Source organism: Salarchaeum sp. JOR-1, assembly GCF_007833275.1.
In the GTDB taxonomy this organism is placed as follows: domain Archaea; phylum Halobacteriota; class Halobacteria; order Halobacteriales; family Halobacteriaceae; genus Salarchaeum.
This window is the reverse complement of record NZ_CP042241.1, coordinates 616,927-636,895: the sequence shown is the minus strand read 5'-3', so window position 1 is coordinate 636,895 and position 19,969 is coordinate 616,927. Positions and strand designations below refer to the sequence as shown.

The following is a 19,969-nucleotide window of genomic DNA, read 5'->3' as shown; positions in this document are numbered from 1 at the left end:
CGTCAGCGGAGTGCGGCCGGGGTCGTGGCCGCGACCGTGAACCTACGGGGCGGGGGATTAAAACGAAACCTGGGTGGGGCCGTCGACGCCCATGGGGGTGGGGTCGCGGTCGGAGTAGTTCCGGCGACCGATAGCTTCGCCGCCGACTGCGCCCATGAGGGCGTGCTGGGCGGCGGTGGCGTCGTCGAAGGTGTCGTCGCCGGCGCGGTCGATGACCTCGCCGAGGGTCTCGGTGCCGTTGGGGAGGTCGAGTTCGAAGTCCCCGTGGGTGGTCTTGATGTCGTCGGCGGTGGCCGGGTACTCCTGGGTCTCGAGCAGTTCCGCGGCGTCTTTGAGCGTCATACACGCTTCTGGATGATAGACCATTAAGAACGTTCCCCATGAACGATGGTGTAGAATAATAGTTTCCTTAAACACAAGCCCCCGGCGGCCGTTCCCCCTGCATGGTGTACGCGGACCTCCACGTCCACACGACCCGCTCCGACGGCACGTTCGAACCCGACGAGGTCGCGCCCGCCGCCGCGGGCGCCGGCCTCGACGCCGTCGCTATCACCGACCACGACCGCGTCCAGCCCGACCTCCCGCCCGTCACCACCCGCGCGGGCGTCGAACTCGTCCACGGCATCGAACTCCGCGTCGAAACCCCCGACGAACAGATCGACCTCCTCGGGTACGGCGTCACTCCCACCGACGCCCTCACCGACGAACTCGACCGCCTCCAGCGCGACCGCGAGACCCGCGGCCGCCGCATCATCGAGAACGTCGAAGACCACCTCGGCATCGACCTCGGCGTCGAGGCCCGCGAGGGAATCGGCCGCCCCCACATCGCGCGCGCCGTCGTCGACCACCCCGACACCGACTACGACGACGTGTCGGGCGTGTTCGACGCCCTCATCGGTGACGACGGCCCGTGCTACGTCGCGCGCGACGTGACCGGCTTCGACGAGGGCGTCCGCCTCCTCCACGAGTCCTGCGGCGTCGTCGGCCTCGCCCACCCGCTCCGGTACGACGACCCCGACGCCGCGCTCGCCCGCGCCCGCGACCTCGACGCCGTCGAACTCCACTACCCCTACGACCGGCCCGTCGGCCAAGACCCGACCGACGCCGGCTTCGACCGCGTGCGCGAAACAATCGACGAACACGACCTCCTCGCCACCGGCGGCACCGACGCCCACGACACCGAACTCGCCAAAGCGGGCGTGAACGAAGCCGAGTACGACCGGCTCCGAGACCGCCTATAACGCCGGAGGCACCAAGTTAAGGTAGCTGCGGGCCCGAGTTTCGGGTATGCGTTGTCACTACTGCGACCGGAGCGCCGACGTGTCCGTCGAGAAGGACGGCCTCCAGGTCGGCCTCTGTGAGGATCACTTCCAGGACCGCCTGGAGGAACTCGCGGACTCGGACGCCCTCCACGACCTCCGGGAGCAGCTCGACATCGACCGCGCCTAGCGGCTCGAGTCCACGTCGATCGCGTCCACCGGACACACGTCGACGCAGAGCATGCAGTCGATGCACTGAATCTCGTTCGCCGGGTCGGCCTTCCGCTCCGACTCCGGATGCCCGGGCGTGTCCACCCACTCGAAGACGTCCACGGGACAGTCCTCCACGCACGCGCCGTCCGCGATGCAGACGTCGAAGTCGACCGCGACGTGCGTTCCGTGAATCCCCTGCGTCTCGGGTTCGTCCACCGGTCCCCAGACGTCGTGGCCCTCGTGGGAGTCGACGACCTCGCGGTTCTCGTCGAAGTTCGGGTCTATCGCCATGGAGGAGTCTGTGTGTTCTGATTACTTAACTGGCGTGCAGGCGCTCTGAGATTGGTCCGTTTGAGTTGGGTGTGGTGTCCGGGTTCGTGATGGGTACCAAAGCCCTCGCGCTCTCGCGGCCTGCGACTCGCTTCGCTCCTCGGCCTTCGGCCTGCGGTGCTTGCTTCGTCTCGGCTCGCGAGAGCGCTCGCCCTTTGGAAGTCCGCCAGGGCGATGGTCTGTCCAGTCGGCTTCCGCTCGTGGTCTGTCCGGCCGGCTACTGCCCGCCGTCGGTCGTCCGGTAGCAGTCCGTGGTGTTTCCGAGTACGAGGTCGCCCGCGGGAGTGATGCGGACGATGACGCGCGTGCAGTCGACTGACGTGACGGCCGCGCTGATGGTCTCCTGCTGGTCTCCCATCGAAACAATGACCCGCCAGTCCGTCGATGTGTGAGGAAACGAGTGTGCGTCGACGGACGGCACGAACCCGTCAGCGGGCGCGTGGACGGTCTCGGTGACGATGGTGTCTCCGCCGCTCACGACCTCGATAGTGGCGGTGTGGGCGGTGTCGTCGCGGTTCTCGACTTCGACGCCGGAGAGCGTCACCGGTTCTTTTTGATTCGGTGTGGAGAGACAACCCGAGAAAACAAGTGTAATCGCACCTATGCACATATTTCTGCGTGAAACCGGGATTGCCATACCATCATTAGATAGTCCTGATATAAAAATTCCTGGGGATAGCTATTTATATTATTAGATATATTGATTATATAGTCATGGTCGATGAAACTAAACGGTCGATGTTAAAACTCGCTGGGTTGTCAATTGGTAGTGCTGTTTCCGGAATCAGACTTCTCGGAGGCGTTCCTGAGATAGCCGCCGCTGCTAGCCCGAACAAACTCTGGAAGAAACGAGACCAAAGTACTTACACTCAGAACGGGTGGGATTACGGCTTGTATCATTCTTCTGTAGTCGGTTGGTACGGTGGATGGTATCGTCGAGATGGCCAATGGGGGCATGACTTTCGAGTGGAGTCGACAATTTCCACCCGGACTACAGAAGAAGGCGGGGTTGTTGATTTGATAGATGGGCACTCGATTGGCATCGCAAAAGGCAATTTAGAAACACTCGCTCTTTATACAGCGTCGAAATATCATGGTGTATATCCCTCGGTAAAGGATGATTCCTATACTCATCCCTCGTTTTTAGAACAACTTTCGCAAGCCGCAATTGGTTATATGTTTCCTGGGGTTGGTTACGCGCTTACAGCAGCTGAACTAGTTGGTGCTTTAACACCAGACGATGATCGAGATTCGTCTACATTGTATGACTTTTATCAAAGCTGGCCATATTCTCCAGCGAACTCTGACGCAAGTCACTTCCGATGGTTTGAGACGGTATCGACCACTGGTACTGAAGTGGTATTCGATGTTGTGCCGGAGGCTTGGAACGATGCTTGGGGTCTCAGCACCCGAAATTCATTTACTTTCCAGTTTACGAATGATTACGAACCTACCGAAGGGAAACCATGGGAACAAACGCTTTCGAGCCAGTCAATTTCTACTACTTCTACAGGTACGATCGTCGCTCGACCGAAACCCGGGTGGCTTGTGGAGCGAATCCCTTATCGAAAGGTGCAAACTCGCATGGGGACTTTGGGATGGCCTAAAGAGCGGATTAATCGGGTTTTAGGGCATCTTAGTGAACGGGATTATTTATACTACGCTCATCAAGCCCCAATCAAATCTGTGTAGGAAAACCAATAAAATTACATTTACTTATTTCTGGCCACCACCATTGAAGCGTCGCGCGCTCGTTTCACTGAGTATGAGGAAAGTGCGACTCGCGGACCTGTCGTCGCGGATGAGTCCTGCGGACGTGAGTTATCCGCTCGCGGACGCGCTCGGGACCACGGACATGTCCCTGAACTACTACGAACTCGCGGAGGGCGACAGCACGTCCTTCGGCTTTCACGCCCACGAGGACCAGGAGGAGGTGTTCTACGTGGAAGCGGGGACGCTCACGTTCCGGACGGCTGACGGCCCCGTGCACGCGAAGTCGGGGGAACTCGTGCGGTTCGGGCCGGGCGAGTACCAGCGCGCGGTGAACGAACACACGGAGCGCGCCATCGTGCTCGCGATGGGCGCGCCCCGGGAGGCCGGGGAGACCGACGTCCGCCGGTACTGCGAGGAGTGCGAGGCGGAGACCACTCAGACCATCGAACTCGCGGACGACCGCGACTCCATCCTCGCGCGCTGCGAGAACTGCGGGAGCGAGACGGGGCGATTCACCGATGAGTGACTACCCGCCCCGGCTCGTCTACGACGACGAGTGCGGGTTCTGCACGTGGTGTGCGCGCGTCGCGGACGACCTCGGGGAGTTCGAACTCGTGGGCTTTCACGAGCTCACGCCCGACCAGCGCGCGCGCCTCCCCGACGACTACGAGACCTGCGCGCACCTCCTCACGGACGACGCCGTCTACGACTGCGGCGAGGCGATGGAGCAGGCGATCGCGCGCATCCATCCCGCCTTCGACGCCGCCGTCGAGGTGTTGCGCGAGGTTCCCGGCTACCCGTCGCTCCGCGAGAAACTCTACCGGTGGGGCGCCGACCGCCGCGACTGGTGGGGGAAAATCGTACGCTGCGACCCGCCTGCGACGGATTAGTCGGACGCGCTCGCCGACCGCGCGTGCTCGGTGAAGTTCTCGAACAACCGTTTCGCCTCGCAGGCCTGCTCGAAGTTCTCGGGCGTGATGCCGTCGGTGACGGCCTGCTTTCGCTCCTCCGAGAGGTCGTCCTTTCGTCGGGTGACGCTCTCGGCCGTCTCCATGTCGTACTCGGGGTGGAACTGGACGCCGACCGCGTCGCCCTTCCGGAACCCGTGGATGCCGTAGTCGTTCTCCGCCAACAGTTCCGCGTCCGGCGGGAGTTCCGTCACGGAATCCGAGTGCGTGGTGAACACGAGGAACTCCTCGCCCAGTCCGTCCAGGAGCGGATCGTCGCGGGTCTTCGAGACGGTTCGGTAGCCGATCTCGTACTCGTCCATTCCCTCCACGGTGCCGCCGAGCGCGTCCGCGAGGAGCTGGTGGCCGAAACAGACGCCGAGAACGGGCATGCGCTCCGCGGCCGAACCCACCCACTCCCGCGTGGGCTGAATCCAGTCCTCGTCCCAGTAGACCGAGGCGCGGCTGCCGGAGATGACCGCGGCGTCGAACTCGAAGTCCTTCGGGATGGTTCCCTCCGTGACGTGGAACTCCACCAGGTCGGCGTCCAGCTCTCGCCGGAAGTTCTTCAGGGTGTCAGCGCCGTCGTGGGCGGCGTTGACGAACGCGATGCGGGGACTGCTCATACCCCGCGTACTGGGTCCGCGTGAAAATGCATTTCGGCGGTGTCACTCTGCGTCGGTATCGAAGCGGGGATGGAAGTGGCTGTGGTGAACTATCACACCACACGCTACCGATAGGCGCGCCGGCATAAAGCGCGTGCGGTCGCGGAAAGAACTGAACCGGGAGAGATAACGGGCTTCCCGCCGCGCTCTGCACCATGCGCGCGATCAAGGACAGCGTCCACGACTACATCGAGGTCGAGGGCGTCGCGTCCGCTCTCCTCGACACGCCGCCGGTGCAGCGACTCCGCCACATCAAGCAGCTCTCCACCGTCCGCCTCGTCTATCCCTCCGCGAACCACACGCGCTTCGAGCACAGCCTCGGCGTCTACCACCTCGCCGACCGCGCGCTCGACCACCTCGACGTGTCCGGCGCGCGCGCGGACAAAGCCCGCGCCGCCGCCCTCCTCCACGACGTGGGCCACGGTCCCTACGGCCACCAGACCGAGGGCATCATCGAGCGCCGCCTCGGCCGCCACCACGACGACGTGACCGACCTCCTCGCGGACGGCCCCGTCGCCGACGTGCTCGGGGACTACGGCCTCGACCCCGACGGTGTCGCCGACCTCATCGCGGGCGACGGCACGCTCGGCCAGCTCGTCGCCGGCGAACTCGACGTCGACCGGATGGACTACCTCGTCCGCGACGCCCACCACACGGGCGTCCCCTACGGCACCGTCGACCACGGCCGGCTCGTGCGCGCGCTCACCTTCCGCGACGACGACCTCGTGCTCGCGGCGGGGAACGTCGCCACCGCAGAATCCCTCCTCGTCGCCCGCGCGCTGATGAACGCGACCGTCTACCGCCACCACGTCTCCCGCATCGCCGGCGGGATGCTCGAACGCGCGAGCGAACGCCTCCTCGACACCAGCGACCTCGCCGTCTCGGAGTTCGCGCGCATGACCGACGACGAACTCCTCGCCGCCCTCCGCGACCACGACGAAACCGAGGAGTTCGTCCGCCGCCTCGCCGAACGCGACCTCTACAAGCGCGCCGCCTGGTGCGAACGCCCCGCCGTCCCCGAGGACGTGGTCGTCGCCGACCACGACCGGGTTCGGTCGTTCGAGCGCGACATCGCGGACGCGGCGGACGTCCCCGAGAAGCACGTCGTCGTGGACACCCCCGGCCGGCCGTCGATGCCCGAATCCAGCGCGCGCGTCGTCGTCAACGGCGACACGAAACGCCTCGCCGACCACAGCCCGCTCGTCGAAGGCATGCAGCACTCCCAGGAAGTCCAGTGGCGCTTCGGCGTGTACGCACCCGAAGAACACGCGGAATCGGTGGGTGCGGCCGCCGAACGCGAACTCGGCCTCTCCGGCGTCGGGGACGCCGTCGATTACTAACCGCCGCAATATTTTTCACGCCAGTTTGTATCGGTTTGTCTATGAAATCGCCCTCCAGACGGACGTTCCTCGCGGGACTCGGTGGCGTCGGCCTCGCCGGACTCGGCTATACCGTGGGGCGTTCACAGACGAACGGCGTGGCGGAACCGGACGCGTCCGCGGAGTTCTGGATAGACAAACTCCTCCTCTGGAACCTCTCTACTGAGGCGATTGACCTCGACCTCGCGGTCTTCCGTGACGGCGAACGCGTCGTCTGGAAGACGTACGCGCTCGCGGCGAACGACGGATCCTCCGCGCGCGACGAAGCCCTCGTGTCTATTCCCGAGGCGGATAGGCGGGCGGGCGACTGGGTACTCGCCGCGCGTCTCGTCGAGACTGATGCGTCCGTCTACTACGACCTCAAGAAACCGAAAGCCGCGCCGCGTGACGTATCCTTCCGCTTCGAACTCACGCCGGATCGGGACTTCCACCTCCTGTACGACGTGAACGACGACTGATTACTGAGCGACTGATTCGAGGATTTCGGGCGCGTTCTCTAGGGCGTCGTCCAGTTTCTCCGCGTCGGGACCGCCGCCCTGCGCGAAGTCCGGCGGGCCGCCGCCGCCGCCGCCAACCATGCTCGCGAGTTCGCTGACGACCGCGCCGGCGTTCACGGGCACGCCGTCGGGGACGCCGACGACGAACTGCGCGCCGTCGGCCCCGGAGCCGACGACCGCGATGTTGCCGTCCTCGACGAGCGCGTTCGCGGTCGCGCGGAGTTCGTCCATGTCGCTGTCCACGCGCTGAATCACCGCGGTCGTGCCCGCGACCTCGACCTCTTCGGCTTCCGCACCGCCGCCGGCGCGCGCCTCCGCGAGTTGTTCTTTCAGGTCTTCTATCTGCTTCCCGCGCTCCTTCCACTCCGTGAAGAACCGCTCCGCGGTCTCGGGGAGTTCGTCCGGCGTCACGTCGAGCGTGTCCGCGGCGTCCAGCAGGTAGTCCTCCTGCTCCTGCGCGTGCTCGATGGCGGCGCGACCGGCGGCGAACGTGAACCGCTCCACGCCGTCCTGCACGCGCTCCGTGTTCAGGATTTTGATGGTGCCGATGTCGCCCGTCCGGGAGACGTGCGTCCCGCCGCAGGCCTGCACGTCCTCTCCGACGTGGATGAGGCGGATGTTCTCCCCCGCGGGGATGCCGCCCTGGTAGAGGTCGAAGCCGTGCTGGGCCTCCGCCTCGTTCCGGTCGGGCCACTCCTGGTGGACGGTCGTGTTCTCCCGCACGACCTCGTTCGCGCGGTGCTCTATCTCCTTCACTGTCTCCCGGTCGAGTCGCTCGTAGTGCCGGATGTCGATGCGCGAGGAGTCCACGCCCTTCTGCGCGCCGGCCTGCCGGACGTGCTCGCCCAGCACCTGGCGGGCGGCGTGCACGACGATGTGCGTGGCGGTGTGGTGCGCCATCAGGCGCTCGCGGCGCTCCCAGTCCACCTGCCCGCGCACGAACTCGCCCTTCCCCGGGTTCTCGTTCGTCCGGTGGAGGACGACGCCGTCGCGCTGCTGCACGTCCCGCACCTGAATGGTCGCGTCGTCCGTCGAGAGCGTCCCGCGGTCGGCGGGCTGCCCGCCGCCCTCCGGGTAGAACCGCGTCTGGTCGAGCACCACGTCGTACACCGTCTCGTCGTCCGTCTCGCGCTCGAACACGTCCAGCACGACCGCCTCGAACTCCGTGCGCTCCTGGTCTTCGTAGTAGAGCGCCTCCGTCTCCGGGAGGTCGCCCAGGCGTTCGTCCCGGGACTCCTCCTCCTCGAACGCCTCCGCGGAGTCGTGGCGCTCCGCGACGAGCGAGTAGAAGTCGTCCGGCGCGTCCACCTCCGCGCCCTCCTCGGCCGCGATTTCCTCCACCATGTCCGGCTGGAGGCCGTGGCTGTCGTAGAGATCCACGAGCGTCGAGGCGGGAATCGGCTCGCCGCGCTCGGCGTGGTCGCGCGCCAGCTGCTCGACCTTCCGGCTGCCGCGTTCGAGCGTCTCCTCGTACTTCCCGACCTCCTTACGTACGATGTCCCGAATCGTCGAGCGGTTCTCGTACCCGAGCCGTTCCGCCTGTACGTCCACGAGGTCGGCGAGGTCGTCCTCCACGCCGACGGTGTCCATCAATCGAACCGTCCGCCGGAGCACCATTCGCGCGAGGTAGCCCGTGCCGACGTTCGACGGCACGATACCGTCACCGAACATATAAGCGAGGGTGCGGCAGTGGTCGGCGATGGCGTAGAGGTCTTCGAGCGGCCGCATCAGGTCGTGTAGTCGCTCGGTGGACACGTCGAGTTTGTCCGCGAGGTTGTCGCGCGCCGCGTCCATGTCCTCCACCTCGTCGATGTCGAGGTGGCCCGCGAGCTTCGACGCGCGGTGAACGAGCTCCTCTTCCTCGTCGCTGAGCTCGATGCCCGCGCTCTCCTTCAGCGTCGCGATCATCTCCGGATAGATCGCCTCGTAGACGGTGGGCGTGCCCTGGCTCATCCACGTCCACCGTTCGAGCCCGTAGCCGGTGTCCACGACGCGGCGGTCCATCCGCGCGTACGTGTTCCCGTCCTTCATCTCGTACTCGCCGTCCGGATCCTGCTCCATCGACATGAAGACCAGCGTCGCGAGTTCGAGCCCCCTGTAGATGACTTCGAACGCGGGGCCGGCGTTCCCGCCGCCCACCCAGGGGTCCTCGATGAACGTCACGTCCTCCTTGGGGACGCCGAACGACTCGAAGAACTCCACGCAGTACTCGACGCACTGGTCTTTCCAGTACACCTCGCCCTCGTACGCGTAGTCCGTGCCCTCGTCCGCGTTGAAGGCGTGGTGGCCCATCATCTCGAACGCCATCGTGTGGCGTCCGGTCTTCCCGACGTTGTCGATGTCCTGCATGCGGATGCAGGGCTGACTCACCGCGAGCGGGTTCGCGGGCGGCGGCGACTGACCGCTCGTGACGTGCGGCTGGAAGTCGTAGATGGACGCCTGCGTCAACAGCACGTCGTCCCGCCAGCGGTTCGCCGCGACCGGATAGGGGTCGATGCGTTCGTGGTCGTGATCCTCGAAGAAGGAGAGGAACGCCTCCCGCATCTCCTCCAGCGTGTACTCGTCGTCGAACCCGGGATCGTCGATGAACCCGTAGTCCTCACAGGGGGGTTCGCCGCACGTCTCCCGCTCGTCGTCCCGCGTCCAGAAGTTCGCCCCACACTCCGTGCACTGCTTTCGCGTGAAGCCCTCTTCTTCGAAGTAATCGAGACGGTACTCCTCGGTGAGGTCGCTCATTGCGCACAGGTAGGCCGTCCTGCCGCTAAAACCCTTGTACTTCCGCACGACACCCGAAGCGGTCGCCGTTGCCCGCGGGTTTTTGCGGCGTCCGCCCCAGGCATCGCGTATGGGACGAATGGTCGACGGCGAGTGGCACACCGAGGCGGAGATGATCGAACACGACGAGTCCGGCGAGTTCGAGCGCGCCGAGACCTCCTTCCGAGACTGGATTCGCGGCTCCCGGAAGAGCCCGGACGAGGTCGTCACCGACGGCCCGGAACCCGCGTCGGGGCGCTACCACCTCTACGTCTCCTACGCGTGCCCGTGGGCGCACCGCGCGCTCACCGTCCGCGCCCTCCTCGGCCTCGACGACGACGTCTCGGTGAGCGTCGTCGACCCCGTCCGATACGACCAGGGCTGGGAGTTCGACGCCTCGAAACCCGGCAGCACGGAAGACCACCTGTTCGGCGCGGACTACCTCCGCGAGGTCTACCGGGAGGCCGATCCGGACTACACCGGCCGCGTCACCGTCCCCGTTCTCTGGGACAAAGAAGAAGACACCATCGTGAACAACGAGTCCGAGGAGATAATTCGGATGTTCGCCACCGCCTTTTCGGAGTACGATAACGGCGTCGACCTCTACCCGGAGGGCGACCGCGCCGAAATCGACGACGTCATCGACGACATCTATCCCCGCATCAACAACGGCGTCTACCGCGCCGGGTTCGCCGACAGCCAGGACGCGTACGACGACGCCGTCCGCGACCTCTTCGACGCCCTCTCCGAGTACGACGCCCGCCTCGCAGACCAGCGCTTCCTCGTCGGGGACTCGCTCACGCTCGCGGACGTCTGCATGTTCACCACACTCTACCGGTTCGACGAGGTCTACCACACCCACTTCAAGTGCAACTACCGCCAAATCACCGACTACGACGCGCTCTGGAGCTACCTCCGCGAACTCTGCCAGCTCCCCGGCGTCCAGGAGACCTGCGACATGTGGCACGTGAAACAGCACTACTACCGGAGCCACGGCGACATCAACCCGAAGCGCCGCGTCCCCGTCGGCCCCGACCCGGACTTCTTCGCGCCGCACGCCCGCGACGACCTCCCCGGCGACCTGCCGGACGTACTCGCCGCGTAACTTAGGGGGATGCGCGCCAACGGGGACGTATGTTCTCCCGTGACGACATCCCCGGACTCGCGCTCGCCATCCTGGTCTGCGAAGCCGTCGGGGCCGCGCCAGCGCTCGTCACCGCGACCGGCAGCGGGTCGTGGTACGCGACGCTCGTCAGGCCCGCGTTCGCGCCGCCGAACTGGGTGTTCGGCCCCGTCTGGACGACGCTCTTCTTCCTGCTCGGCGTCGGCGTCTACCTCGTCCTCCGCGACGGCCGCGGCCGGGAGCGAACCGTCGCGTTCGGCCTGTTCGTCGCGCAGTACGTCCTCAACGTCGCGTGGACGCTCGTCTTCTTCGGCGGTGAAAACATCGCGGGCGGCCTCGCCGTCATCGCCGCCCTCTGGACGCTCATCGTCGCCACCATCGCCGCGTTCTCCCGGGTGAACCGGACCGCCGCGCTCCTCCTCGTCCCCTACCTCGCCTGGGTGTCCTTCGCCGCCTTCCTCAACTACGAGTTCTACCGACTGAACTGACCCGCAGCCCTCGCCGCCTCGTCTCCGCGTAGGGCGGGGCGGTGTCGTTCTCTTACCGCGACGCCCTTCCGCGAGCCCTCGTCCGCGAACGCCTCCTCTTCGATATCCGCCGCAGTCTCACCTCCGCGACGCCGACGATACTGTGGGCGGCGTCACCGTTACCGTCGACTACGAGACCGGTTCCCGGCCCGTCGGCTTCGTCGCCGACTGCTCGAAGCCCTCTCCGGTGACGTCCCTCCGCCCCCGAAGACCCGCTCAGCGACCGTCGTGACTACCCGCTAAAAACGTCAGTTTTCGAGCGCGACGGACGCCAGCAAGGCTTCGAGCTGGACTTGTTCGTTAGCGCCTTCGGCGATTCGGTAGTCGGCTTCGCCCACGCGATCCATGAGGCGGACGGCGGCCTCCTCTTCGAGGTCGAACTCCCAGACGGAGCGGTGGAGCTGGTCGATGATGTCGCCGCCGGCGAGGCCGCGCTCGGTGAGCATCTCGTCGAGGACGCTGCGAGCGGCGACGAAGTCGCCGGTGATTGCCGAGGTGACCATCTCCTCGATCTCCTCGGGGCGCGCGGTCGCGGTGATGCCGTAGACGACGTCCTCCTCGACGCGTTCGCCGGTCGCGGCGGCGGCCTGCAGGCTGTTGATCGCGCGGCGCATGTCGCCGTCCGCGGCGTACACGAGCGCGTCCACGCCGGCGTCGGTGTACTCGATCCCCTCCCGTTCGGCGATGTTCCGTATCTGCGCGGCGACGGCGTCGTCGCTGAGCTGGCTGAACCGGAACACCGCACACCGCGACTGAATCGGGTCGATAATCTGCGAACTGTAGTTACAGGAGAGGATGAAGCGAGTGTTGTTCGAGAACTGCTCCATCGTCCGGCGGAGCGCGGACTGCGCGTCGTCGGTATTGTGGGTCAACACCCCGTTTCCGAGCATGAAGTTCGGCGTCCCCTCCATACTGATGTTGTACGCCTTCCCGCGATGGCTGTACTCGATACTGCGTATCCGAGCAGTCGAGACAGGCTCTCTCCCTCCATCTGAGACGGCTTGTGGCTCGAACTCGTCTTTTTCGAAGTGCTTATCGTTCGGGAGGTCACCGTCACCCACGACGACGAACTCGTACTCGTCACCGTATCGCTCCATGAACTCCTCGACCTTCCCGACTCGACCCCAGAGTTCCGCGACGCCTTTCACTTCGATGACGGTGTCGTCGACGAGGAAGTCGGGGTAATACACGGACTCAGAGAGTTCGAACGCCGGCTCGTACTCGTACTCGACGCCAGCATCGTCCAGGGCCGTTGCGACCTCGTACTCCCACTGCGACCGAACGTAGTGGCCGAGTTCGTCGACGTACTCGACTTTCGGCCCCGTCGGTTCGTGTCCTATGAGGGATTCGGAGACTTTCTCGGCGACCTCCGGGTCGCGCATCGGATTGTCGTCGCCCGTGATGTCACAGACCGGATACTCGGTATTCTCGACACGCTTCTCGTTAATTTTCGCTCTCTTTTCCTCGTCTAGTTCGCTCCACCACTGGGACGACGCCTGCCCTATCTGCTCTTTCACCGCCTCCGCGTCGGCTTCGACGACCCACTCTTCCCAGGAGGTTCCCGAGCGCTGTTGGCTTATCGCTTCGACGAACTCCTGTACGCTCTCCTCGTCCATGCTCCAGATGGAGACGCCGTGGAACTCCCCCCCGTAGTTTGGGTTGTTCTCGCCGGCGAAACGGCCATCGGAGAGCTTCTCAACTATTTTCTCACGGCGCTCTTCCGACCATTCGGTCCCGTACATCGGGTTCCCGTCACCCGCCATCTCGCGACTGTGTCCCTCGTTCTTGCACTCGATGGAGCAGAACCTGCCAGCGGTCCAGTCGTCACAGACCTCACAGCGGGACACCCCGATGTCGTCTCTGAAGTCGGCAATCTGGTCACCCGCCTGTAATTCGCGGAGTTCGCGCTCGACGAGTTCGTCGTCCTCCCCGACCACGAAGAACGGGTGCGTCGCACTGGCGAGTATCTCCCTCCCGTCGTCGAGTTCCACCTCGAAGAAGTCCGCGACCCCCGAATCGACGAGCTGCCCCTCGTCGGACTGTATCTCGTTCGTCTCGAAATCCACCGAGGGCATCGGCTCGCCTTCCTCTGCCACTTCCTCGATTGGTTTCACTTCAGGAGACGAGGGATACCCGGTGACTACCTCGGTTCCAGGTGGAACACACAGCGCGTCCGCCTCGTCGAGGAAGATGATGCGGTAGTCGTGGCCGCCGAAGCTCGTGCGCGCGAAGTTCTTGATGCGGTCGCGCACCACGTCGATGCCTCGCTCGTCGCTGGCGTTGAGTTCGAGGAAGTTCTCCCGCCAATCCTCACCGTAGACTTCTTTCGCAATACTGACACTTGTTGCCGTCTTCCCGACGCCCGCCGGCCCGGCGAACAGAAGGTGGGGGAGGTCGTTCTGTTTGACGTAGCTCTCGATGCGGGAGATGATGTTCTCGTGGCCGACGACGTCCTCCAGGCGCTCGGGTCGGTACTTCTCGACCCAGATCTCCTGGCGGCCCGCGCTCTCACTCATGTCGCAACCGAGGCGCGGGCGCGCCTTAAGTTCCGCGAGACCCCCGTGGGGCGCGTGCGAACACCCGGCAGTCCTGTCGCGCGACGAACGCTTATGCCGTCGCGCGACGTCTCTCCGGTATGGTACGCACACAGCGCCTGCTGGCCCTCCTCGTGGTGGTCGCGCTCGCCCTCGCGGTCGTTCCCGGGAGCGCCGCCGCGGACACCCGCGCGGGTGACTCGGTCGTCGTCGGCGAGAACGAGACGGTCGACGGCCTCACCGCGTTCGGCGGGTCGGTCGTCGTCCACGGCACGGTCGACGGCGACGTGACGGCGCTCGGCGGTACTGTGGTCGTCTACGGCACCGTCACGGGCGACGTCACCGCGCTTGGCGGGACGGTCGAAATCGACGACGGCGGCGTCGTCCGGGGCGACCTCACCGCCGCCGGCGGCGCGGTCACCATCGCCGGACGGGTCGGCGGCGACGTGAACGCCGCCGCGGACACCGTCACGCTCACCGACACCGCCGTCGTCGCGGGCACGCTCTCCTACGACGGCGACCTCGTCCGCGCGCCCGGTGCGACTGTCGCGGGCGGCGTCGTTCAGGACTCGTTCGGGGTCGGGCCGTTCCCCTCGATTCCCGATTGGGTCGGCGCGCTCTCCGGTGTCGTCTCCACGCTCGTCGTCGGCGCGCTCCTCGTCGCCGTCCTCCCCGGCTTCACCGACCGGGTCGCGGACGCCGCCGTCGACGCGCCCGGCCGCTCCGCGCTCTCCGGCCTCGGCTTCCTCGTCTTCGCCCCCATCACGCTCGTCCTCATCGCGTTCACGCTCATCGGAATCCCCGTTACGATTCTCGGGTTCGTCGCGTACGCCGTCCTCCTCACCGTCGGGTTCGTCGCCGGGAACTACACGCTCGGCCGGTACGTCCTCTCCATCCGCGAGATGGAGAACCGCTGGATCGCCCTCCTCGTCGGCGTCCTCCTCGTCGCGGCGCTCGACCTCGCGCCGCTTGTCGGCGGTCTCGTCCAGCTCGCCGTTCTCCTCGTCGGTGTCGGCGCGCTCGTCCGCGCGCTCGTCGGGGCGTACCGTAACCGCCGCGACCGCCGCAACGGTGACGCGGACGCGACACCCTCAAACGAGCCCACGGCCTAATCCGGGTATGCACGTGACGGTCGAGGTCGTGGGCGACGCCACCCACGAGGTCGACGTTTCGGACGCGACGTACGCCGACCTCCTCGACCGCGTCGACCTCAGCCCGCACGAGGTGTCGGTGATGGTGGACGGCCGGCCCGTCCCGGAAGACCAGCCCGTCGAAACGGACTACGTGAAGGTTCTCCGGCTCATCCGTGGCGGTCGACGGTAGACCCGCGTCCGCCCGCGACCACCTCGGCGTGATGCGGGTGCTGGACGGCGCGATGCTCGACGTGGAGAGCGAAACCGTCCAGCGGCGCATCGCGGCGGGCGGCGTGCTCGTCGCGGACGACGACCGGCGCATCGTCGGCGCGCTCCTCACCACTCCCCGGGAGACGGGCGCGCACATCGAGGCTGTCGCGGTCCGCCGGGCGCGCCGGGACAGCGGCATCGGCTCTCGCCTCGTCGAACTCGCTGCCGACCGCTGGCGGCCGCTCACCGCCGACTTCCGCCCCGGCGTGCGACCGTTCTACGCGTCGCTCGGGTTCGACATCGAGGAACGGGGAGAACGCTGTCGAGGCGTGCTCAAATGAGCGGTTCGACGAGGTCGCGGCCCGCGACGAGCAGCTCCTCGACGCGCTTCTGACTCCCCGCCTCCGCGTACACGCGCATCTTCGGCTCGGTTCCCGACGGCCGAACGAGCAACCACGAGCCGTCTTCGAGCAGGATTTTGAAGCCGTCCGCGTCGCTCACGCGCTCCACGCGCTCGCCCGCCACCGTCTCGGGGAGGCGGTCGGCGAGCTCGCGGAGCACGGGCTGTTTGCGCTCCTCGAGGCAGTCGACGCTCGTCTTCTCCTGATGGATGTCGCCGTACCGCTCGCTGATGCGGTCGAGGCGCGCCTCGATACCGCCCTCCGTTGCGGCGGCCGCAGCGGCGTACAGCGCCATCAGCACGCCGTCCTTCTCCCGGACGTGCCCGCGGACGGAGTACCCGCCGGACTCCTCGCCGCCGACCAGCGCGTCGTGCTCGCCCATCGCCTCGGCGACCCACTTGAACCCGACCGGCGTCTCCACGACTTCGGCGTCGTGCGCCTCCGCGATGCGATCCACGAGGAACGTCGTGGACACCGTGCGCACCGCCGGCCCCGAGCGGGTTTCGAGGAGGTAGTCGTAGAGCAGGGCGAAGAACTGGTTCCCGTCGAGGTAGCCGCGGTCGGGCGCCACGGCGGCGACGCGGTCGGCGTCCCCGTCGTTCGCGACGCCGAGATCCGCGTCGTACTCGTCCACGGCGATCTCGAGGCCTTCGAGGTTCGCGGAGTCGGGTTCCGGCGGCGTTCCGCCGAACTCGGGGTCGCGCTCGTCACGGAGCGACACGACGTCCGCGCCCGCCGCGCGCAGCAGTTCGTCGGTGACGCCGCGCCCGCTCCCGTGCATCGCGTCGTACACCACGGTCAGCCCCGAGAGGTCGGCGTCCACGAGTCCGAGCGCGTGTTCGCGATGCCGGCTCACGAAGTCCGCTTCCTCGATGTCCCCCCAGTCGGCCTCGGGCGTCACCGTCGGCTCGTCCAGGTGTGACTCGATAGCCTCCGTGACCTCGGGGAGGGCGGGCGCGCCGTCCGCCGGGATGAACTTCACGCCGTTGTACTCGGGCGGATTGTGAGAGGCCGTGATGACCACCGCGCCCGCGAGGTCGCGCTCCACGATGGCGTGCGCCACCAGTGGCGTCGGGCAGTCCCGCTCCGGCAGCAACACGTCGAAGCCGTTCGCCGCCAACACCCGCGCCACCTCGTCCGCGAACCCCCCGGACGTCTCCCGCGCGTCGTACCCCACCGCGACCGTCTCTCCGCTCCGCCCCGCCTCGTCGAGGTAGGTGGCGACGCCCTGCGCGACCATCCGCACTCGGTCGTCCGTGAACACGTCCAGCGTATCCCGCCAGCCGTCGGTTCCGAACGCGATCTCGTCCATACTCGGAGTGTCGCCGCCACCCCCGTAAAACGCCTCGCTTCCTGCACCCCCACCGCCGTCACTCCACCAGTCGCTCTTTCTGCCGCCGCGAGAGCTGTTTTATCTCGTACTCGCGGCTCATCGCGCCGGATCTCGTGTCGTACTCCTCGACGTGCCGGAGGGTGACGGGGGTGCGGCCGCGGGTGTACTTCGCGCCGTCGCCGGCGTCGTGTTCGGCGACGCGGCGCTCCACGTCGGTCGTGTAGCCCGTGTAGTACGTGCCGTCGGCGCATTCGAGCACGTAGACGTAGTGGGACACGGCCGAGTCGCCGCGTGCCGCGGGCTTGAGGGTTTCCGTTTTCGGCGTCCGGACGACAGAGGTATATCCGGTGGGGTCAATGGGGTCAAATCGGGCGTAAATCGCCCCAGTGAGGCCGGTGTGGCCGTATCCTTATGGGAAGCCTTATTAATCGGGGCGGGGAAAAACGGCGTGTATGGCAGACCTCATCGTCAAAGCCGCAGTGAAGGAAGCGCTGGACGACAAGAACGTTGCTTCGGACTTCTACGACGCCCTCGACGAGGAAGTCGAGGAGATCCTCGCCGACGCGGCCCGCCGCGCCGAGGAGAACGGTCGCAAGACCGTTCAGCCGCGAGACCTCTAAACAGGCTTCGTTCTTTCCGTATTTTTCGCGCCGCGTAGCCCGGGCTACGGGTACTCGACCGTCACGCCGTCGTCGGTTCCCAGGTGCACTTCGTCCGCCATCGACGGGAACACGCCGTGTTCGACGATTCCCGGAACCGCGTCGAGGTCGAGCGCGGTCGCACCGGGGTTCGAGAGTTCGCCGAAGTCGCAGTCCAACACGAGGTTGCCGTTGTCGGTGACGACCGGGCCGTCCTTCCGCTCGGCCTCCCTGAGAGCCGGTTCCGCGCCGAGGTTGCGGACGGTGTCGGCGACGACGGGTTTCGCGTCCGGCAGCACCTCCACGGGCACGGGGTGGTCGAGGACGGATGCCGTCTTCGAGGGGTCGGCGACGACGACGAAGCGCTCCGCGGCGGCGTCCACGTACTTCTCGCGGGCGTGCGCCGCGCCGCCGCCCTTCACGAGGTCGGACCCCGAAATCTGGTCTGCGCCGTCGATGGCGATGTCCAGTGTCTCCACGTCGGCGAGCGTCGTGAGGGGGACGCCGGCCTCCCGCGCGAGTTCGCGGGACTGATACGAGGTCGGGACGCCCGCGACGTCCAGTCCGGAATCGACGCGGTCGCCGAGCGCGCGAATCGCCGCCGCGGCCGTGCTTCCCGTGCCGAGACCGACGACCATTCCGTCCTCCACGAGGTCGGCCGCGGACTCGCCGGCGCGCCGCTTCATCTCCTGGGTATCGCTCATACCTGTGTGGTCGGCCGCCGACCGGAAAACACTCACTACAACCGTTCGCGAACCGCGTCCGGGTCGTGTTCGAGGCTCAGCACCCGCGACCGGCCGCGTCCCTCCAGGCTCTCGTACTCCGCGCGGATGAGGTCGAGCTGGTCGAGCTTGTTCACGATTTCAGTGTACCGCGTGTACCCGAGTCCCGTGCGTTCCGAGAAGGCCTCGTACACGTCGCCCGCCCGCTCGCCGTCGTGGTCGGCGACGACCTCTATCAGCGCGCGCTCGTTCTCCGTGAGGCCGTCGAGCCGGCGCGCGAGGTGGAGGTGTTTCGCCTCCTCCGAGACCGCCTCTACGTCCTCCTCCTCGACGACGGGGCTCGCGCGCATCTCCGCGTGCAGGCCGGCGCGCCGGAGGAGGTCGATGCCGACGCGGAGGTCGCCCGCGTCCGCCGTGAACTCGGACACGCGGTCGAGGAGTTCGGTGGAGACCGCACCGTCGCGGAACCCGGCTTTCACGCGGTCGCCGAGGATGCTCGCGATCTCGGTGCGGTCGTAGACGGGGAAGTAGGCTTCCTCGGGACGGAAGACGGACTGCACGCGGCCGTCGAGTTCCTCGATGACGTTCAGGTCGAGGTCGGAGGAGACGAGGATGACGCCGACTTTCGCGCCGGCGTGCGTCTCGTGCGCCCGCAGCAGCGAGTAGAGCGTGTCCGACGCCTCGTTCTCGTAGAACAGGTAGTTCACGTCGTCAAGCGCCACCACGAGAACCTCCTCGCGCTCCACGAGCTTGTCCGTCACCTGATTGAACAGCTTCTTGAACGAGATACCGGAGGAGGGCGGTTCGTAGTCGAAAATCGCCTCGAAGATACGGCTGAACACCGCGTACCGCGTCGAGTCGTGCTGGCAGTTCACTCGCACCGTTCGGACGCCGGTCTGCGCGCCGAGCTCGCCGAACAGCTTCTGCACCGCCGTCGTCTTCCCCGTGCCGGGCGGCCCCCGCACCATCGCGTTCAGCGGGCGATTCCCGCGAACCGCCGGCCGGAGCGCGTACTGGAGGGTCTGAAGCTGGGATTCGCGGTGCCGGAACACCTCGGGGACGTAGTCGATCTCGAAGACGTGTTCGTCGCGGAACACCGTCTCGTCCCACGACAGCATCCCCTCCTCGGGGTCCTCGGCCATCACGCGAGAGATTCGCCGCAGTCCACTTAACAGTACTGCAGGTCGAGAAAAACGGCCCGTTGCGTCACTCCCGTTCTCTATTGAGCGCTCCCTTCTCTGCACGCTGTAAAAGATTTATGAAATATGGGTTTGTTGGGTGTGGTATGTCTGGCACTTCAGGTTCCCGTGTGTATCTGTTGGTGCAGAACGGATGCGGTGATTCTCACTAATGACCCTCCTCCCGTCTCGATCCACGCTCAGGGCTGCGGCGTTCGTCGTCCTCGGGACTGCCGGGTTCGCGGTTTCCTTCACGATGACCGGTCAGTGGATTCGATGGCACATGATGGGTAGTCGCCACTCGTTCAGTTTGCAGAACGGCGTACTGGCGGCGCTCTTCACGGGGTTGTTCGCACTCCTCGCGCTCGTCGGCGGTATCGCTATCGCGCGACGGCGATAGGCGGGCGTCCCCG

The 19,969-nt window shown here is 66.2% G+C and carries 23 protein-coding genes and 3 pseudogenes; 14 read left to right on the top strand and 12 right to left on the bottom strand.

Annotated features, from left to right (window positions below):
- Positions 1 to 57 precede the first annotated feature (57 nt).
- On the bottom strand, positions 58 to 342 hold the full coding sequence (locus FQU85_RS04335) for a hypothetical protein (protein ID WP_145844756.1): 285 nt from the start codon (positions 340 to 342) through the stop codon (positions 58 to 60).
- Positions 343 to 443: 101 nt separating this feature from the next.
- Here FQU85_RS04335 and FQU85_RS04330 point away from each other — a divergent pair, with 101 nt between their 5' ends.
- Both FQU85_RS04330 and FQU85_RS13270 read left to right on the top strand, forming a co-directional pair.
- The gene (locus tag FQU85_RS04330; RefSeq protein WP_145844754.1) at positions 444 to 1,241 is read left to right on the top strand and encodes a PHP domain-containing protein; all 798 of its coding nucleotides are present in this window, start codon (positions 444 to 446) and stop codon (positions 1,239 to 1,241) included.
- 46 nt (positions 1,242 to 1,287) lie between these two features.
- Complete coding sequence (locus FQU85_RS13270; protein ID WP_168219932.1) at positions 1,288 to 1,449, top strand: DUF6757 family protein; 162 nt, start codon at positions 1,288 to 1,290, stop codon at positions 1,447 to 1,449.
- On the opposite strand, the gene FQU85_RS04325 is transcribed toward FQU85_RS13270, so the two are convergent.
- Together FQU85_RS04325 and FQU85_RS04320 are read right to left on the bottom strand one after the other, a co-directional pair.
- Positions 1,446 to 1,763, bottom strand: coding sequence for a ferredoxin family protein (locus FQU85_RS04325; RefSeq protein WP_145844752.1), 318 nt, complete (start codon positions 1,761 to 1,763; stop codon positions 1,446 to 1,448). The genes FQU85_RS13270 and FQU85_RS04325 overlap by 4 nt on opposite strands.
- Before the next feature lie 256 nt (positions 1,764 to 2,019).
- The gene (locus tag FQU85_RS04320; RefSeq protein ID WP_145844749.1) at positions 2,020 to 2,346 is read right to left on the bottom strand and encodes a hypothetical protein; all 327 of its coding nucleotides are present in this window, start codon (positions 2,344 to 2,346) and stop codon (positions 2,020 to 2,022) included.
- A gap of 170 nt (positions 2,347 to 2,516) precedes the next feature.
- Between FQU85_RS04320 and FQU85_RS04315 the strand changes: the two genes are divergently transcribed.
- The 3 genes from FQU85_RS04315 (at position 2,517) to FQU85_RS04305 (ending at position 4,405) form a co-directional block, all read left to right on the top strand.
- The gene (locus FQU85_RS04315) at positions 2,517 to 3,494 is read left to right on the top strand and encodes a hypothetical protein (protein ID WP_145844746.1); all 978 of its coding nucleotides are present in this window, start codon (positions 2,517 to 2,519) and stop codon (positions 3,492 to 3,494) included.
- A gap of 73 nt (positions 3,495 to 3,567) precedes the next feature.
- Positions 3,568 to 4,041 (top strand): cupin domain-containing protein, encoded by a 474-nt coding sequence (locus FQU85_RS04310; protein ID WP_145844743.1) that lies wholly within the window; start codon positions 3,568 to 3,570, stop codon positions 4,039 to 4,041.
- On the top strand, positions 4,034 to 4,405 hold the full coding sequence (locus FQU85_RS04305; RefSeq protein ID WP_145844741.1) for a DCC1-like thiol-disulfide oxidoreductase family protein: 372 nt from the start codon (positions 4,034 to 4,036) through the stop codon (positions 4,403 to 4,405). Before FQU85_RS04310 ends, FQU85_RS04305 begins: the two co-directional genes overlap by 8 nt.
- Here the strand turns inward: FQU85_RS04305 and FQU85_RS04300 are convergent.
- Positions 4,402 to 5,088 (bottom strand): type 1 glutamine amidotransferase, encoded by a 687-nt coding sequence (locus FQU85_RS04300; protein ID WP_145844739.1) that lies wholly within the window; start codon positions 5,086 to 5,088, stop codon positions 4,402 to 4,404. The two genes, FQU85_RS04305 and FQU85_RS04300, sit on opposite strands and share 4 nt — an antisense overlap.
- A 194-nt stretch (positions 5,089 to 5,282) precedes the next feature.
- Between FQU85_RS04300 and FQU85_RS04295 the strand changes: the two genes are divergently transcribed.
- Both FQU85_RS04295 and FQU85_RS04290 read left to right on the top strand, forming a co-directional pair.
- Entirely contained in the window at positions 5,283 to 6,467 is a 1,185-nt protein-coding gene (locus tag FQU85_RS04295; RefSeq protein ID WP_145844736.1) for an HD domain-containing protein, read from the top strand.
- 41 nt (positions 6,468 to 6,508) lie between these two features.
- Positions 6,509 to 6,964, top strand: coding sequence for a hypothetical protein (locus tag FQU85_RS04290; protein WP_145844733.1), 456 nt, complete (start codon positions 6,509 to 6,511; stop codon positions 6,962 to 6,964).
- Here the strand turns inward: FQU85_RS04290 and alaS are convergent, their stop codons facing one another.
- A complete protein-coding gene (gene alaS / locus FQU85_RS04285; protein ID WP_145844731.1) occupies positions 6,965 to 9,739 on the bottom strand; it encodes an alanine--tRNA ligase in 2,775 nt (924 codons plus the stop codon).
- A 109-nt stretch (positions 9,740 to 9,848) separates the two neighbouring features.
- Between alaS and FQU85_RS04280 the strand changes: the two genes are divergently transcribed.
- Positions 9,849 to 10,862 carry a glutathione S-transferase family protein gene (locus tag FQU85_RS04280; RefSeq protein ID WP_145844728.1) on the top strand — a complete coding sequence of 338 codons (1,014 nt, stop codon included), beginning with the start codon at positions 9,849 to 9,851 and terminating at the stop codon, positions 10,860 to 10,862.
- A gap of 29 nt (positions 10,863 to 10,891) precedes the next feature.
- The gene (locus FQU85_RS04275; RefSeq protein ID WP_145844726.1) at positions 10,892 to 11,368 is read left to right on the top strand and encodes a TspO/MBR family protein; all 477 of its coding nucleotides are present in this window, start codon (positions 10,892 to 10,894) and stop codon (positions 11,366 to 11,368) included.
- A 287-nt stretch (positions 11,369 to 11,655) separates the two neighbouring features.
- On the opposite strand, the pseudogene FQU85_RS13595 reads toward FQU85_RS04275, so the two are convergent.
- The 3 pseudogenes from FQU85_RS13595 to FQU85_RS13585 all read right to left on the bottom strand — a co-directional run.
- Positions 11,656 to 12,267 (bottom strand): annotated as a pseudogene (locus FQU85_RS13595) (replication factor C small subunit); the annotation flags it as partial.
- 3 nt (positions 12,268 to 12,270) lie between these two features.
- A pseudogene (locus FQU85_RS13590) lies at positions 12,271 to 13,521 on the bottom strand (replication factor C small subunit); the annotation flags it as partial.
- A 51-nt stretch (positions 13,522 to 13,572) separates the two neighbouring features.
- Positions 13,573 to 13,923 (bottom strand): annotated as a pseudogene (locus FQU85_RS13585) (AAA family ATPase); the annotation flags it as partial.
- A gap of 119 nt (positions 13,924 to 14,042) precedes the next feature.
- Between FQU85_RS13585 and FQU85_RS04265 the strand changes: the two are divergent.
- Genes FQU85_RS04265 through FQU85_RS04255 form a run of 3 tightly spaced genes read left to right on the top strand, consistent with a single transcriptional unit; the run spans position 14,043 to position 15,625 of the window.
- A complete protein-coding gene (locus FQU85_RS04265) occupies positions 14,043 to 15,053 on the top strand; it encodes a polymer-forming cytoskeletal protein (RefSeq protein ID WP_145844722.1) in 1,011 nt (336 codons plus the stop codon).
- Between the two features lie 7 nt (positions 15,054 to 15,060).
- Positions 15,061 to 15,264 (top strand): ubiquitin-like small modifier protein 2, encoded by a 204-nt coding sequence (locus FQU85_RS04260; protein ID WP_145844719.1) that lies wholly within the window; start codon positions 15,061 to 15,063, stop codon positions 15,262 to 15,264.
- A complete protein-coding gene (locus tag FQU85_RS04255; RefSeq protein WP_370516765.1) occupies positions 15,248 to 15,625 on the top strand; it encodes a GNAT family N-acetyltransferase in 378 nt (125 codons plus the stop codon). Before FQU85_RS04260 ends, FQU85_RS04255 begins: the two co-directional genes overlap by 17 nt.
- Here the strand turns inward: FQU85_RS04255 and FQU85_RS04250 are convergent.
- Positions 15,618 to 16,997, bottom strand: coding sequence for a phosphoglucomutase/phosphomannomutase family protein (locus FQU85_RS04250; RefSeq protein WP_145844717.1), 1,380 nt, complete (start codon positions 16,995 to 16,997; stop codon positions 15,618 to 15,620). The genes FQU85_RS04255 and FQU85_RS04250 overlap by 8 nt on opposite strands.
- Positions 16,998 to 17,055: 58 nt before the next feature.
- Positions 17,056 to 17,295, bottom strand: a complete 240-nt coding sequence (locus FQU85_RS04245; RefSeq protein ID WP_145844713.1) for a GIY-YIG nuclease family protein — start codon at positions 17,293 to 17,295, stop codon at positions 17,056 to 17,058.
- A gap of 175 nt (positions 17,296 to 17,470) precedes the next feature.
- Here FQU85_RS04245 and FQU85_RS04240 point away from each other — a divergent pair, with 175 nt between their 5' ends.
- A complete protein-coding gene (locus FQU85_RS04240) occupies positions 17,471 to 17,638 on the top strand; it encodes a DUF1931 family protein (protein WP_145844708.1) in 168 nt (55 codons plus the stop codon).
- Positions 17,639 to 17,682: 44 nt separating this feature from the next.
- On the opposite strand, the gene rpiA is transcribed toward FQU85_RS04240, so the two are convergent.
- Both rpiA and FQU85_RS04230 read right to left on the bottom strand, forming a co-directional pair.
- Positions 17,683 to 18,360, bottom strand: coding sequence for a ribose-5-phosphate isomerase RpiA (gene rpiA, locus FQU85_RS04235; RefSeq protein ID WP_145844704.1), 678 nt, complete (start codon positions 18,358 to 18,360; stop codon positions 17,683 to 17,685).
- 35 nt (positions 18,361 to 18,395) lie between these two features.
- On the bottom strand, positions 18,396 to 19,520 hold the full coding sequence (locus FQU85_RS04230) for an ORC1-type DNA replication protein (RefSeq protein WP_145844700.1): 1,125 nt from the start codon (positions 19,518 to 19,520) through the stop codon (positions 18,396 to 18,398).
- 208 nt (positions 19,521 to 19,728) lie between these two features.
- Between FQU85_RS04230 and FQU85_RS04225 the strand changes: the two genes are divergently transcribed.
- Complete coding sequence (locus FQU85_RS04225) at positions 19,729 to 19,956, top strand: hypothetical protein (protein ID WP_145844698.1); 228 nt, start codon at positions 19,729 to 19,731, stop codon at positions 19,954 to 19,956.
- Positions 19,957 to 19,969 lie beyond the last annotated feature (13 nt).